The 14,036-nt window shown below is 59.7% G+C and carries 8 protein-coding genes; all 8 read left to right on the forward strand.

Annotation, left to right across the window (positions count from 1 at the left end; all coding sequences use genetic code 11):
* Positions 1-60: 60 nt before the first annotated feature.
* Positions 61-1,560, forward strand: coding sequence for a glycolate oxidase subunit GlcD (gene glcD, locus VLA07_RS15330; RefSeq protein WP_333989602.1), 1,500 nt, complete (start codon positions 61-63; stop codon positions 1,558-1,560).
* Positions 1,560-2,609: a glycolate oxidase subunit GlcE gene (glcE, locus tag VLA07_RS15335; RefSeq protein ID WP_333989603.1), complete on the forward strand. Its 1,050-nt coding sequence runs from the start codon at positions 1,560-1,562 to the stop codon at positions 2,607-2,609. Before glcD ends, glcE begins: the two co-directional genes overlap by 1 nt.
* Positions 2,610-2,611: 2 nt before the next feature.
* Positions 2,612-3,832 carry a glycolate oxidase subunit GlcF gene (gene glcF, locus VLA07_RS15340; protein ID WP_333989604.1) on the forward strand — a complete coding sequence of 407 codons (1,221 nt, stop codon included), beginning with the start codon at positions 2,612-2,614 and terminating at the stop codon, positions 3,830-3,832.
* A gap of 88 nt (positions 3,833-3,920) precedes the next feature.
* Positions 3,921-5,309 carry a 2-oxoadipate dioxygenase/decarboxylase HglS gene (gene hglS, locus VLA07_RS15345; RefSeq protein ID WP_333989605.1) on the forward strand — a complete coding sequence of 463 codons (1,389 nt, stop codon included), beginning with the start codon at positions 3,921-3,923 and terminating at the stop codon, positions 5,307-5,309.
* Between the two features lie 455 nt (positions 5,310-5,764).
* Positions 5,765-6,280, forward strand: coding sequence for an Hcp family type VI secretion system effector (locus tag VLA07_RS15350; protein ID WP_003226246.1), 516 nt, complete (start codon positions 5,765-5,767; stop codon positions 6,278-6,280).
* 135 nt (positions 6,281-6,415) lie between these two features.
* Positions 6,416-8,458: a type VI secretion system Vgr family protein gene (gene tssI / locus VLA07_RS15355; protein WP_333989606.1), complete on the forward strand. Its 2,043-nt coding sequence runs from the start codon at positions 6,416-6,418 to the stop codon at positions 8,456-8,458.
* Entirely contained in the window at positions 8,448-9,191 is a 744-nt protein-coding gene (locus tag VLA07_RS15360; protein ID WP_333989607.1) for a DUF4123 domain-containing protein, read from the forward strand. Before tssI ends, VLA07_RS15360 begins: the two co-directional genes overlap by 11 nt.
* A complete protein-coding gene (locus VLA07_RS15365) occupies positions 9,188-14,035 on the forward strand; it encodes a DUF1308 domain-containing protein (RefSeq protein WP_333989608.1) in 4,848 nt (1,615 codons plus the stop codon). The genes VLA07_RS15360 and VLA07_RS15365 overlap by 4 nt, the downstream gene beginning before the upstream one ends.
* Position 14,036: the final 1 nt, after the last annotated feature.

A 14,036-nucleotide genomic window follows, 5' to 3' on the forward strand; every position in this document is an offset into this window, starting at 1 on the left:
CGGGAGCAAGCTCCCTCGCCACAAAAAGCCCTCTTGGCGATAAAGATTCGGAAGGTCGAAATGAACATTCTCTACGACGAACGCCTCGATGGCCCGCTACCGGAGGTGAACAAGGCCGAGTTGCTGAAAACCCTGCAGCGCGCCCTCCCGGATCTCGACCTGCTCTGGCGTGAAGACGAACTCAAGCCTTACGAATGCGACGGCCTCTCGGCCTACCGCACCACGCCGATGCTGGTAGCCCTGCCCCGACGGCTCGATCAGGTGCAGGCCCTGCTCAAGCTCTGCCATCAACACAACGTGCCGGTGGTTGCCCGGGGTGCTGGCACCGGGTTGTCGGGCGGTGCGCTGCCGCTGGAAAAAGGCCTGCTGCTGGTGATGGCGCGTTTCAACAATATTCTGCACATCGACCCGGCGGCCCGTACCGCGCGGGTTCAGCCCGGGGTGCGTAATCTGGCGATTTCCCAGGCGGCCGCGCCGTTCGGCCTGTATTACGCGCCGGATCCGTCGTCGCAGATCGCCTGCTCGATCGGCGGTAACGTCGCGGAAAACGCCGGTGGCGTGCATTGCCTCAAGTACGGCCTGACCGTGCACAACCTGCTGAAAATCGAAGCGCTGACCATCGAGGGCGAACGTCTGACACTGGGCAGCGAGGCCCTCGACGCGCCGGGTTTCGATTTGCTGGCGCTGTTCACCGGCTCCGAAGGATTGCTCGGGATCATCACCGAAGTCACGGTCAAATTGCTGCCCAAACCGCAGCTCGCCAAGGTCTTGCTGGCCAGTTTCGACTCGGTGAAAAAGGCTGGCCGCGCCGTGGCCGACATCATTGCCGCGGGGATCATTCCCGGCGGCCTGGAGATGATGGACAACCTGGCGATCCGCGCCGCCGAAGACTTCATTCACGCCGGTTACCCGGTCGATGCCGAGGCAATCCTGTTGTGCGAACTCGATGGCGTCGAAGCCGATGTCCACGACGATTGCCTGCGGGTGCGCGAGGTCATGCTCCAGGCCGGTGCCAGCGAAGTGCGGCAGGCCCGCGATGAAGCCGAGCGCGTGCGCTTCTGGGCCGGGCGCAAAAACGCCTTTCCGGCGATTGGCCGCTTGTCGCCGGACTACTACTGCATGGACGGCACCATCCCGCGTCGCGAGTTGCCCGGCGTGTTGCACGGCATCGCCCGCCTCGGCGCCGAATACGGCTTGCGCGTGGCCAACGTGTTTCATGCCGGCGACGGCAACATGCACCCGCTGATTCTGTTCGACGCCAACCAGCCCGGCGAACTGCAGCGCGCCGAAGCGTTGGGCGGGAAGATTCTGGAATTGTGCGTGCAGGTTGGCGGCAGCATCACCGGTGAACACGGGGTCGGCCGCGAGAAAATCAATCAGATGTGCGCGCAGTTCAACAGCGCTGAGCTGAGCCTGTTCCACGCGGTCAAAGCCGCGTTCGACCCGCAAGGCCTGCTCAACCCCGGCAAGAACATCCCCACCCTGCACCGCTGCGCCGAATTCGGCGCGATGCACATTCATGCCGGACAACTGCCATTCCCCGAACTGGAGCGCTTCTGATGGCTGATTTCGACGCCAGCGGCGCGCTGCTCGATCAGGTCAACCAGGCCCGGGCCAACGCCACGCCGCTGAAGATTCAGGGCGGCAACAGCAAGGCGTTTCTCGGCCGCGAAGTGGCCGGTGAAGTGCTCGACGTCCGCGCGCATCGCGGGATCGTGCGCTATGAACCGACCGAGCTGGTAGTCAGCGTGCGTGCCGGCACACCGTTGCGCGAGCTGCTCACGGCGCTCGACGCGGCCGGGCAGATGCTGCCCTGCGAGCCGCCAGCCTTCGGCGACAGCGCCACGGTGGGCGGGATGATCGCCAGCGGACTGTCCGGGCCACGGCGGCCATGGTCAGGTTCGGTGCGCGATTTTGTCCTCGGCACTCGGGTCATCACCGGGCTCGGCGAGCACCTGCGCTTCGGTGGCGAGGTGATGAAAAACGTTGCCGGCTACGACCTCTCGCGCCTGTTGACCGGCAGTTTTGGTTGTCTCGGGGTGCTCACCGAAGTCTCGCTGAAAGTCCTGCCGAAACCGCGTCAATGTCTGAGCATCCGCCTCGATATCGACTGCGCGCGGGCGCTGGCCAGGTTGGCCGAGTGGGGCCAGCAACCGTTGCCGATCAGCGGCGCCTGCCATGACGGGCAAAGCCTGTATCTGCGCCTTGAGGGCGGCGAAGGCTCGGTCACCGCCGCGCATCAACGGCTCGGCGGCGAGCCGCTGGATTCGACGTTCTGGCGCGACTTGAACGAGCAACGCCTGAGCTTTTTCGACGAAGGCCTGCCGCTGTGGCGCCTGTCGCTGCCGAACAATCTCGGGCCGCAGGACTTGCCCGGCCAGCAACTGATCGACTGGGCCGGCGCGCAACGCTGGCTGAAATCCGATCACCAACACATTCAAATCCTCGCCCAGGAACTCGGCGGCCACGCCACCAGCTTTACCCATGGTGCCAGCGACACACCGTTCCAGCCGCTGCCGCGCACGCTGATACGTTATCACCAGCAACTCAAGGCGCAACTCGACCCGCAAGGGCTGTTCAACCCCGGCCGGATGTACGCGGAGTTCTAGCCATGCAAACCACCCTCAGCGAAGAGTCCCGACAACTGCCGCGCGCGGCCGAGGCGGAAAAAATCCTCCGTACCTGCGTGCATTGCGGTTTTTGCAACGCCACCTGCCCGACCTATCAGTTACTCGGCGATGAACTTGACGGGCCGCGCGGGCGCATCTATCTGATCAAGCAAGTGCTTGAAGGCGCTCCCGCTACCGAGCAGACACAACTGCATCTGGATCGCTGCCTGTCCTGCCGCAACTGCGAAACCACCTGCCCTTCCGGTGTCGACTATCACAACCTGCTCGACATCGGCCGTGCGGTGGTCGATCAGGCGGTGCCGCGCCCCGCTGCCCAGCGCTTGTTACGCGAGGGTCTGCGCGCACTGGCGCCGAATCCCGGGGTGTTCAAGGGCTTGTTGCGGGTCGGCACGACGTTCCGGCCTTTGCTGCCGCGCCTGTTCGAAAGCAAATTGCCCCAGCGCTCGCCAGCGTCTGGCACACGCCCTGCTCCGCGCCACGCACGGCGGGTGCTGCTGCTCGAAGGTTGTGTGCAACCGGGCCTGTCGCCGAACACCAATGATGCGACGGCGCGGGTGCTCGATCGGTTGGGGATCAGCGTGACGCCGGTGGCCGAGGCCGGTTGCTGCGGCGCGCTGGACTATCACCTCGACGCCCAGGCCAAGGGCCTCGACCGCGCGCGGCAGAACATCGACGCGTGGTGGCCGCACCTGGAAAACGGCGCGGAAGCCATCGTACAGACGGCCAGCGGTTGTGGCGCGTTCATCAAGGATTACGGGCATTTGCTGGCACAGGATCCGCGCTACGCCGACAAGGCGCGGCAGATCAGCGAACGGACGCTGGATCTGGTACAGATCCTGGCCCGGGAACCCTTGGAGAAACTGTGCGCCGCCAGCCAACGCCGGATCGCCGTGCATTGCCCCTGCACCTTGCAACATGCGCTGAAACTCGGCGGCGCGGTGGAGACACTGTTGACCCGGCTGGGCTTCAACCTCACGGCGGTGCCGGACGGGCATTTGTGTTGCGGTTCGGCCGGCACCTATTCGTTGACGCAACCGACCCTTGCCCGGCAACTGCGCGACAACCGCCTCAATGCCTTGGAGAGCGATCGCCCGGACCTTATCGTCACCTCCAACATCGGTTGCCAGAATCATCTGGCCGGCGCCGGGCGCACCCAGGTTTTGCACTGGATCGAACTGATGGATCAGTCGTTGGCAGAATGAAGTTCGTAGGATTCTTCGTTTGCCGCCGTCGGCGAAGGCTGCGATCTTTTCCTCCATCCAAACCGTGACCGTGGCAGGAATTTTTTTCATGACCGTGCAGCCTTTCGTCAGCCCCGACCTGATCCGCCAACGCTTCTCCAAAGCGATGTCCGACATGTACCGCGAAGAAGTGCCGCTGTACGGCGCGCTGATGGAACTGGTGGAACAGACCAATCGCGAAGTGCTGGCGGCTCAGCCGGACATCGCACGGCAGCTCGACAGCACCGGTGAAATCCAACGGCTGGACATGGAGCGCCACGGCGCGATTCGCGTCGGTACCGGCAAAGAGCTGGCGACCCTCGCCCGTTTGTTCGCGGTGATGGGCATGCAACCGGTGGGTTATTACGACCTGACCCCGGCGGGCGTGCCGGTGCACTCCACGGCGTTTCGCGCGGTGCATGAAGCGGCGCTACAGGTCAGTCCGTTTCGGGTGTTCACTTCGTTGCTGCGTCTGGAACTGATCGAGGATCCCGAGCTGCGCGCGTTTGCCGAATCGGTACTGAATCAGCGATCGATCTTTACCCCTGCTGTCTTGCACCTGATCGAGCAGGCTGAGTCAGCGGGTGGGCTGAATGAGCCTGAAGCGGAGGAATTTGTCCTGCAGGCCCTGGAGACCTTTCGCTGGCACCACAGCGCAACCGTCACCGCCGCGCAGTACCAGACCCTCAGCGCTCAGCACCGTCTGATCGCCGATGTGGTGGCGTTCAAAGGCCCGCACATCAACCACCTGACCCCGCGCACGCTGGACATCGACAAGGTTCAGGCGCAAATGCCGGTGCATGGCATCACCCCGAAAGCGGTAATCGAAGGGCCACCGCGTCGGCACTGCCCGATCCTCCTGCGCCAAACCAGTTTCAAGGCGCTCGACGAGCCGATCACTTTCACCGACCAGCACAACACCCGTGGCAGCCACAGCGCGCGCTTCGGCGAGATAGAACAACGCGGCGCGGCGCTGACGCCCAAGGGCCGGGCGCTGTATGACCGCCTGTTGAATGCCGCCCGCGATGAACTCGGTGACTTCCCCAACGAAGGCAACGCCGCACGCTATAACGAGCTGATGACTCAGCACTTTGGCGAATTTCCTGACAGCATCGAAGGCATGCGCGAACAGGAGCTGACGTATTTTCGCTACTTCCCTACCGAAAAAGGCCTGACAGCGGGTAGCCTAACGTCCGCATCGCTGGAGGAGTTGCTCCGCGAGGGTCATGTGAAAGCTGAACCCTTGGTGTACGAAGATTTCCTGCCGGTTAGTGCGGCGGGGATTTTTCAGTCGAACCTTGGGGATGCTGCGCAGACGCACTATGGCGAGCACTCGAACCGTCAGGCGTTTGAACAGGCCTTGGGCCGCGCGACGATTGATGAGCTGGGGTTGTATGCCCAGACGCAGCGGCGTTCGATTGAGGAGTGCGCCCAGGTTTTGGACCTGAAACTGTTCTGACTGTGGCGAGGGAGCTGGCTCCCGCTGGGCTGCAAAGCGGTCCTCGTTTTGGGAGCGCTGCGCACTCCAGCGGGAGCAAGCTCCCTCGCCACAGAATCAAATGTTGCCTCTAGCGCAACCGTGACAACAAGACGCAACGCTCGACGCTGGCCCTTGGCCTTACTGCGCAACTTCTTGCGCACTTGTTCGGCAAAAAAACCTGATCATCTCGCTGCAGGCCTTGACTGGCCTGGCTTACAGCCAAGTGCGCAACTTCTTGCGCAGTACTGCGCAAGAAGTTGCGCACTTTCTACCTCGATTCAGCAAAAAACATCGGTCATAACGCAGGCTAGAGCAGCTTCACCCCCGGCTGCCGGGACCTTCGACAAACCTGGCACGCTCCTTGATAACAGTCAGGCACCCACCGGGCGATTCCGCCCCGGGCACCCTAAATTTATCCGCAAGGAGAGCACCCCATGGCAACACCAGCGTACATGTCGGTTACCGGCGAAAAACAAGGCCTGATCACTGCCGGCGCCTTCACCGCCGACTCCGTTGGCAACACCTACCAGGAAGGCCACGAAGACCAGGTCATGGTTCAGGCTTTCAGCCACGACGTGATCATCCCGCGTGACCCACAATCCGGTCAGCCAACCGGTCAGCGCGTTCACAAGCCAGTGATCATCACCAAGGTCTACGACAAGGCTTCGCCTCTGCTGCAAGCGGCTCTGACCTCCGGCGAGCGCATGAGCGAAATCGTTATCCAGTGGTACCGTACTTCGGCTCAAGGTACTCAAGAGCACTACTACACCACCAAACTGGAAGACGCGATCATCGTCGCCATCAACAATAAAATGCACAACTGCCAGGATCCAGGCAACTCGCACTTCACCCACCTGGAAGAAGTGCAGTTCACCTACCGTAAAATCACCTGGACCCACGAAGTATCCGGTACTTCGGGTTCCGATGACTGGCGTGCTCCAGTCGTTTAATTACGGCTGATCGTTACAAGCATCGACCAGCCCTGCTGGTCGATGTTGTTTACGCCCCTCCAGAATTTCGCGTACGTTGAGCCGCTTTTTTTGCGGCCGTCGACGAGCGCCGCTGTACAGCACGAGGAACAAGGGATGTTCGCGCCGGCCAATGAAACCCACTTTGCCCTGACCATCGAAGGGCTCTCCGCCGATTTTCAGGTATTTACCCTGACCGGCCGGGAAGCCATCAGCCAGCCTTTTGTCTTTGAGGTGGAGCTGGTCAGTGAGCAGCCGTCGCTGGACCTCGAAACCCTGCTGCACAAACCGGCCTTTCTGCAGCTGTCGCCCGATGGCAGCGGCATCCACGGCCAGATCTACCGCGCCGCTCAGGGCGATTCCGGCAAGCGCCTGACGCGCTATTCGGTGACCCTGCGCCCGCAACTGTCGTACCTGGCGCACCGCGTCAACCAACGGATTTTCCAGAACCTCACGGTGCCGAAAATCATCGGCATGGTTCTCGAAGAGCACGGCATTCAAAGCAACGCCTACGAATTCAAGACCGGTTCGATCTATCCCGAGCGCATCTACTGCGTGCAATACGATGAATCGGACCTGCATTTCATCCAGCGCCTGTGCGAGGAAGAAGGTATTCACTACCACTTCCAGCACAGCGCCACGGCGCACAAGCTGGTGTTCGGCGATGACCAGACGGTGTTCCCGAAACTCCAGCCAGTGGCCTACCAGCAAGACTCCGGCATGGTCGCCAGCAACCCGGTGATCAAGCGTTTCGACCTGCGCCTGGAGACCCGCACCAGCCGCACCACGCGCCGCGATTACGATTTCGAAAAACCGCGCCTGACCCTGGAAAGCGAAAACCGTGGCGACGCCCTGCCCGACCTCGAAGACTACGACTACCCGGGCCGCTTCATCGACCGCGAGCGCGGCAAGCATCTGGCCAAACGCGCCCTCGAACGTCATCGCAGCGACTTCCAGCTCGCCGAAGGCAAGAGCGATCAGCCATTGCTGGTCAGCGGCCATTTCCTCGCCCTGACCGAACACCCGAAGGCCAAGTGGAACGACCTGTGGCTGCTCACCGAAGTCCTGCACGAAGGCAAACAGCCGCAAGTGCTCGAAGAGTCGGTGACCAGCGACACCACTGCCCTCAAAGACGATTTCCATCAGGGCTATCGCAACCGCTTTCAGGCGACCCCGTGGGACGTGCCCAACCGCCCACCGCTGCGCCACCCGAAACCGCGCATCCTCGGTAGCCAGAGCGCAGTGGTTACCGGCCCGAAAGGCGAAGAGATCCACTGCGACCAGTACGGCCGGGTCAAAGTCCAGTTCCACTGGGACCGCGAAGGCCAGGCCGACGACAAGACCAGTTGCTGGCTGCGCGTCTCCAGCGCCTGGGCCGGCGCCCAGTACGGCGGCATCGCCATCCCGCGCATCGGCATGGAAGTGCTGGTCACCTTCCTTGAGGGCGACCCCGATCAACCGCTGATCAGCGGCTGCCTGTACCACAAGGAAAACACCGTCCCGTATGAGCTGCCGGCAAACAAGACCCGTAGCACCTTCAAGACCCTGAGCTCGATGGGTGGCGGCGGTTACAACGAACTGCGCATCGAAGACAAAAAAGGTCAGGAGCAGATCTTCCTCCACGCCCAGCGCGACTGGGACGAGAACATCGAGCACGACCAGAAGATCCGCGTCGGCAACGAACGCCACGACACCGTCGAGCAGAACAGCTACACGGAATTCAAAGCCGAAGAACATCACACCGTCTACGAAGACCGCAAAGTCGAAGCCCGCGCCAACGACCACCTGACCGTGGGCGTCAACCAGCACATCAAGATCGGCACCGGCCAGTTCATTGATGCCGGCCAGGAAATCCACCTCAGCAGCGGAATGAAAGTCGTGCTCGAAGCCGGCGCCGAGTTGACTCTGGTCGGCGGCGGCAGCTTCATCAAGATCGACGCCGGCGGCGTGACCATGAGCGGCCCGGTGATCAACATCAACTCCGGCGGCAGCCCCGGCAGCGGCACTGGCGCCGCCCCGCTGATGCCCGGCGTGCTGAAACAGGCCGACGCCGACAAGGCCGGACAGGTCCTGACCCCGGCCCAGATCAACACCCTCAAACGCAACGCGCCGTTCTGCGAAGAATGCGAAAAATGCAAGGCAGGTGCCTGTGCCATCTGATCGACTGACACCCAAGGACTGGCTGGCACAACAGCCGCTGCAGAGTGGCGAGCGCCTGTACCTGATCGTCAGCGCAGCAAGCGATGCCGACGCGCTGAAAACCCTGTACCTGACCGAACCCACCGCCCAGCTCCTGCTAATCTGGGGCGGCACGCCCTACTCCACTTGGCAACCAGTGATGCCCTACGTCACCGAACTCCAACCGAACTCGGCATTCCTGCCGTGGATCGCCGAAACCGACGCCCTCGACTGGGGCTGGCTGGCCGTCTCACGCGCCGAACCGAACGAGGTGTTCGAGCACCTGCGCAGCCTGACACAGGTGAAGATGCCCGACGGGACTGAGGTGTTTTTCCGCTTTTGGGATGGGCGGCATATCTACCCGATTCTGAAGGGGCTTGGGGAGAAGGCTGGGGAAGTACTGCCGATGTTTGAACGGTATCTGATTAATGGGCAGACGCTGGAGGTTGGGACGCGGGTGTTGCCGAAGGTGAAGGATTGGCCGTGGTGGGAAGTGCCGAAGGATTTGCTGGATGGTTTGACGGCGGAAAATCCGTCGACCGTCATCGGCAATATGTTGCAGTGGCTGCAAGAAGAACATGCTGATCTGTATTTCTCCTTCCCCGAATCAAACCTGAAACAAAAAGTGGCGCGGTTCGTAAAACGCACGCCACTCACGGAAGAAAATTTTACCGGGCTGTTGAAGGCCTATCTGGAAAAAGAGGTGGTGGTATGACCCCATTGGATACGATCGCTCATGTCACCGCTAAACAGCCTGACTTCAACACGCTCATTGCCGAGTTCAAGAATTGCCTGAAAAGTTACCGTTCCACTGCCCGCGTCATTCCTGGCCTGGAAATGGAGCAGCAATTTCAAGTTGGGGACGAGGTCAAAAAACCCGTCGCGGCGGACAGCAAGAACAAAGCCGTGTATTTCGCTACCTGTCCCGAGAATGGAAAACTCACGCTGATTCATAGTTTCGAATCGGCGCGTTTTGTGCCGATTGGCAACACGCCAGTAGTCCTGACTCCCGTCGATGCGAAGAACAACCCTGTGGCAGGGGAAGTCGTGCGCAAAACCATCGGGGCAACCGGAATTGAAGTCGTCAGCGACCTGAAGCCTCGCCAGCTGTACCGGATTAGCTTTTTCCCTGGCCTGACCAGCGCAGACAACGATCGACTGTTCAAATCCTACGACGACGTCATCGGCGATCTAAGCAAGTGGTTGTCTTCAGAATGGACAACCACTTGCCTGCCGTTGTGGAAAGAACATAACGACGCTTCGATCGCTGGGCGCTTCTGGCAGCAGTTGCAATCCGAACTGGATGGTTTCTGGAAATTCGTCATGGGTATCTGGGGCGATATCAAGTCGCTATTTCATCTGGTGACTCACCCTCGCGAGAACTATGAAACGCTCAAAAAATTCTTCACCGACGAAAATATCAAGAAGATCTATAACGCTTCCACGGAAGCACTTCGCACCAGTTTTCTAATCGCAAGTGATGAGCCGTTGCTTTGGGTTTATGTCTCTTCCGTTTGGACGTGGGTGTCGATGCTGCCACCGCAGACCCGCACTGAAGTATTGGCCAGATTGAAGTCGGAAATCCTCTATATCGTGCTGGGGATCATTTTCACAGGTGGACTGGGCGTTGCATTGCGCGCAGGAGCTAAAACGGTCAAGGGCACGTTGCAAGCGCAAAAAGCGATCAACATGGTTGAGAAAGTCACCGCCAAGCTCATCGAAATCAGCAGGATTCGCTCCAAAGCCCATGCGGATGCAGCCGCTTCATTGAGGTTTCACGGCAACGGTGTCACCAATTCAGGCAAAAAAGCAGTGGCTACTGTCGCTGATCATACGCCTGCACAAACAGCCACCGCTCCGAAGCGCCCCTCTCCCACGACAGGAGGGAAAGTCGAAAACGACGCGCAAATCCACGCACGAAACAAAACCCAGAACGAAACCCGCCTCGAGCAGCAGGAGAAGGTTGAAAACGCGCCCGCCCAGTCCAAGAACCAGGCTGATCAACCCGCTCAGTGTGCCAACAAAACCTGCACTAACGGTGACCCCGTTTCCATGGTCACCGGTGAAGAACTGCTCACCCTCACCGACGGTGAGCTGGGCGGCCTGTTACCGCTGGAGTGGACCCGTCTCTACCGCAGCAGCGCCGTCGAAATCGATAACCGCATGGGGCCGGGCTGGAGCCACTCGTTTTCTCATCGCCTGCAGATCAATGATGAAGGCGTGCTGTGGACGGACAACGAAAACCGTCAAACCCGGTTCCCGATACCGACCGAGCAAAGACCTGCCATCACGAACAGCCTTGCTCAAGCAGCGATTTTCCTGGGGGATGCACCCGGTGAACTGATTCTTACGCAGGCCGGGGCAAAACCGCGTTTCTATCATTTCCGCGCAAACCGGCTGACCACCATCAGTGATTCGTATGAAAACCAGGTGCACATCAGCTATGACTTGGTCGGGCGCATTCAGCGCATCGACAATGGCGCCGGCCGGGCTTTACTGCTGCGCTACGACGACCGGCATATCGTTGCCGTGGATCAACAGCAACAACGTTCGGAATATGACGAGTCCGGGAAACGCCAGGATCCATGGCTAACCCTGAAGACGCTAGTCTCATACGCGTATAACGCTCAACATCAACTCGTTTCGGCAACTAACGCCGCCGGTGAAACCGAGTATTACCGGTACAACCAGCAGCACGTGATTCTCGAGCGGCAACTGGCAGGCGGCGCCAGCTTCTTCTGGGAGTGGGAGCGTGATGGCAAATTTTCCCGTTGCGTCCGCCACTGGGCAAACTACTCGCCACTGGAAACACGCTATGAGTGGGACGACAACGGTACGGTAACGGTTTACAACGGTGATGGTAGTGAACAGGTTTACGTGCATGACGAAAATGCGCGTCTGATCAGCGAAACCGCTCCGGATGGCGCAGAAACTCAAAAAGCCTACGACGATCAGGGCCGTTTGATCGCTGTAAAAGACCCAATGGGCGCCATCACCGAGTATCAGTACAACAATGCTGGCCGGTTGCTGGCCGTGATTCCCCCAGAAGACGAGCCCACGCGTTACAACTATTACAACGGCCAACTGATCGAGGTCAGACGAGGCAAAGGTCGCTGGCAGTACGACTACAACCCGCAAGGCGACATCACCCAGCAAATCGATCCGCATGGCAATGAAACCCAGTACAGCTATGACCGTCAGGGCCGACTGCTGCAAATTCGTCACCCCGATGGCAGCCGCCATCAATTAGGTTGGAACAACCTCGGTCAATTGCTCGAAGAACGTCTGCCGGACGGTGGCCAACGCAAGTACCGCTACGACGCCTTGGGCCGGCTGATTACCCGGCAAGACGAATTCAGCGCCATCACTCATTACCAATGGGATGCTGTTGATCGCCTGACCCAAGTCACCCTGCCCGGAGGCGCCACGCGCGCGTTTACTTACAACCCTTACGGCCGCGTAACCGCCGAACGCGATGAACTCGGACGCATCACCCGTTATGAATACGCTGACAACCTGCATCTGGTCAGCCGCCGTATCAACCCGGACGGCAGCCAACTGCGCTATCGCTACGACAACGCAGGTCTGTTGCTCACTGAAATCAAGAACGAACGCGGCGAGCAATACCACCTCGATTACTACGCCAACGGCCTGATCCAGCAAGAAACTGGCTTCGACGGCCGCCGCACGGCTTATGAGTACGACCTCAACGGTCAGTTGCTAAAGAAAACCGAGTTCGGCGATGACGGCAGTGAGCTGGTCAGCGAGTACCAGCGCGACACCTCAGGCCGCCTGCTGGTAAAGACCCTGCCCGACGGCAAGGAAATCCACTACAGCTACGACGCCCTAGGTCGCCTGGTCAACGTCGACGACGGTAACTGGCCGCTTGCCTACGAATATGACGTGCAGGACCGCTTGATCACCGAGCACCAGGGCTGGGGCACCACCCGGTACGAATACGACAGCGTCGGTCAATTGAGTCACTGCCGCCTGCCCGATGGCAGTATGCTCGATTACCGTCACCTGTCCGGTGGACGTCTGAGCAGCATCGATCTCAACGGTTCTCGCCTGACCTCTCACCAGTTCAGCGCCGGTCGCGAGCAGCAACGCCAGCAAGGCCTGCTGCTCAGCCAATATCAGTACGACGAACAGGGCCGACTGCAAGCACACAGCGTCAACCAGCGTGACAAAAATCTCTTCCAGCGTCGTTACAACTACGACGCCAACGGCAACCTCGCCGGCGTCGACGACAGCCGCAAAGGCAACCGCAGCTATCACTACGATCCACTGGATCGCTTGATCAGCGTACGCGGCGCAACCCCGGAAAGTTTCGCCCACGATCCGGCGGGTAACCTACTGGGTCAGAACAACGAAGGCACGGCAAACCTCGCCAACGTCAAAGGTAACCGCCTGCTCATGCAAGGCGACCGCCATTATGACTACGACGCTTACGGTAACCTGATCCGTGAACGTCGCGGCACAGGCCAGAAACTCGTCACCGAGTACCGCTACGACTGCCAGCACCGCCTCGTCGGCGTCAGCCTGCCGGGCGGCAGTACCGCGAGTTACAAGTACGACGCCTTCGGCCGCCGCATCGAAAAAACCGTCGACGGTCACACCACCGAATTCCTGTGGCAAGGCGAGCGGCTGATCGCCGAAAACGCAGAAAACCGCTACCGCAGTTACATCTATGAGCCTGGCAGCTTCCGCCCACTGGCGATGCTCGATGGTGAAGGCCCGCGCAAGGCCACGCCGTTTTACTACCAACTCGACCACCTTGGTACACCGCAAGAACTCACCGACTACAGCGGTGAGATCATGTGGTCGGCGAAATACCGTGCGTACGGCAATCTGGTAGCGCTGGACGTCAGTGAAATCGATAACCCACTGCGGTTCCAAGGTCAGTATTTCGACGCAGAGACAGGGTTACATTACAACCGGCACCGCTACTACAATCCGGGCACTGGACGGTTTTTGACGCCTGATCCAATTAAGCTTGCAGGTGGGCTGAACAGTTACCAGTACGTGCCCAACCCTACCGGCTGGGTAGATCCTTTGGGCCTGAATAACGAGTGCCTTAAAAGCACATCTCAATCGTCAGGAAAGGTCGAAAGTCCGCCGGAAAAGGTGAAAGTAGATGAAGGGCAGCCAACACCAATTAATATCGATACAGGAACGGCGAACGCCTTTGTCTCGCAGAACTCGCCTATCAGGCATGGTCTGAAAGCCGAAGTCCAAGGCAAACAGATGGTTATGACTGAAACAGCTGCTGGAGAATTTAAAAACATCACCAGTAAAATTGCTGGCCCCCAAGAAAAAGCTCGGGCTGAACGTTTCATGGAAAAAGTGAAGATCATTCCAGACGACCCCTCTGAAAGGGCCATCAGGTTAACCACGACCAAAAAAGTCGGCGAAAACGATAAAATAATTTTTGGTACTGGAGATAAAATCGGTGCTAAAACAATGACATCGGATGCCAAATTTGTTCGAGGAGCATCCAGTCAAGGCGTTGATTTTGATGTCCACATTCACGACCCAGTACCTTTGAAAGGAGAGTAAA

Origin of the sequence: Pseudomonas sp. S3(2024), assembly GCF_036861315.1 — a bacterium.
Lineage (GTDB): Bacteria > Pseudomonadota > Gammaproteobacteria > Pseudomonadales > Pseudomonadaceae > Aquipseudomonas > Aquipseudomonas putida_A.

Bases quoted from the DNA above. Each gene is read 5' to 3' on its own strand.
- glcD (WP_333989602.1), top strand. From the start codon at position 61: ATGAACATTCTCTACGACGAACGCCTCGATGGCCCGCTACCGGAGGTG.
- glcE (WP_333989603.1), top strand. From the start codon at position 1,560: ATGGCTGATTTCGACGCCAGCGGCGCGCTGCTCGATCAGGTCAACCAG.
- glcF (WP_333989604.1), top strand. From the start codon at position 2,612: ATGCAAACCACCCTCAGCGAAGAGTCCCGACAACTGCCGCGCGCGGCC.
- hglS (WP_333989605.1), top strand. From the start codon at position 3,921: ATGACCGTGCAGCCTTTCGTCAGCCCCGACCTGATCCGCCAACGCTTC.
- VLA07_RS15350 (WP_003226246.1), top strand. From the start codon at position 5,765: ATGGCAACACCAGCGTACATGTCGGTTACCGGCGAAAAACAAGGCCTG.
- tssI (WP_333989606.1), top strand. From the start codon at position 6,416: ATGTTCGCGCCGGCCAATGAAACCCACTTTGCCCTGACCATCGAAGGG.
- VLA07_RS15365 (WP_333989608.1), top strand. From the start codon at position 9,188: ATGACCCCATTGGATACGATCGCTCATGTCACCGCTAAACAGCCTGAC.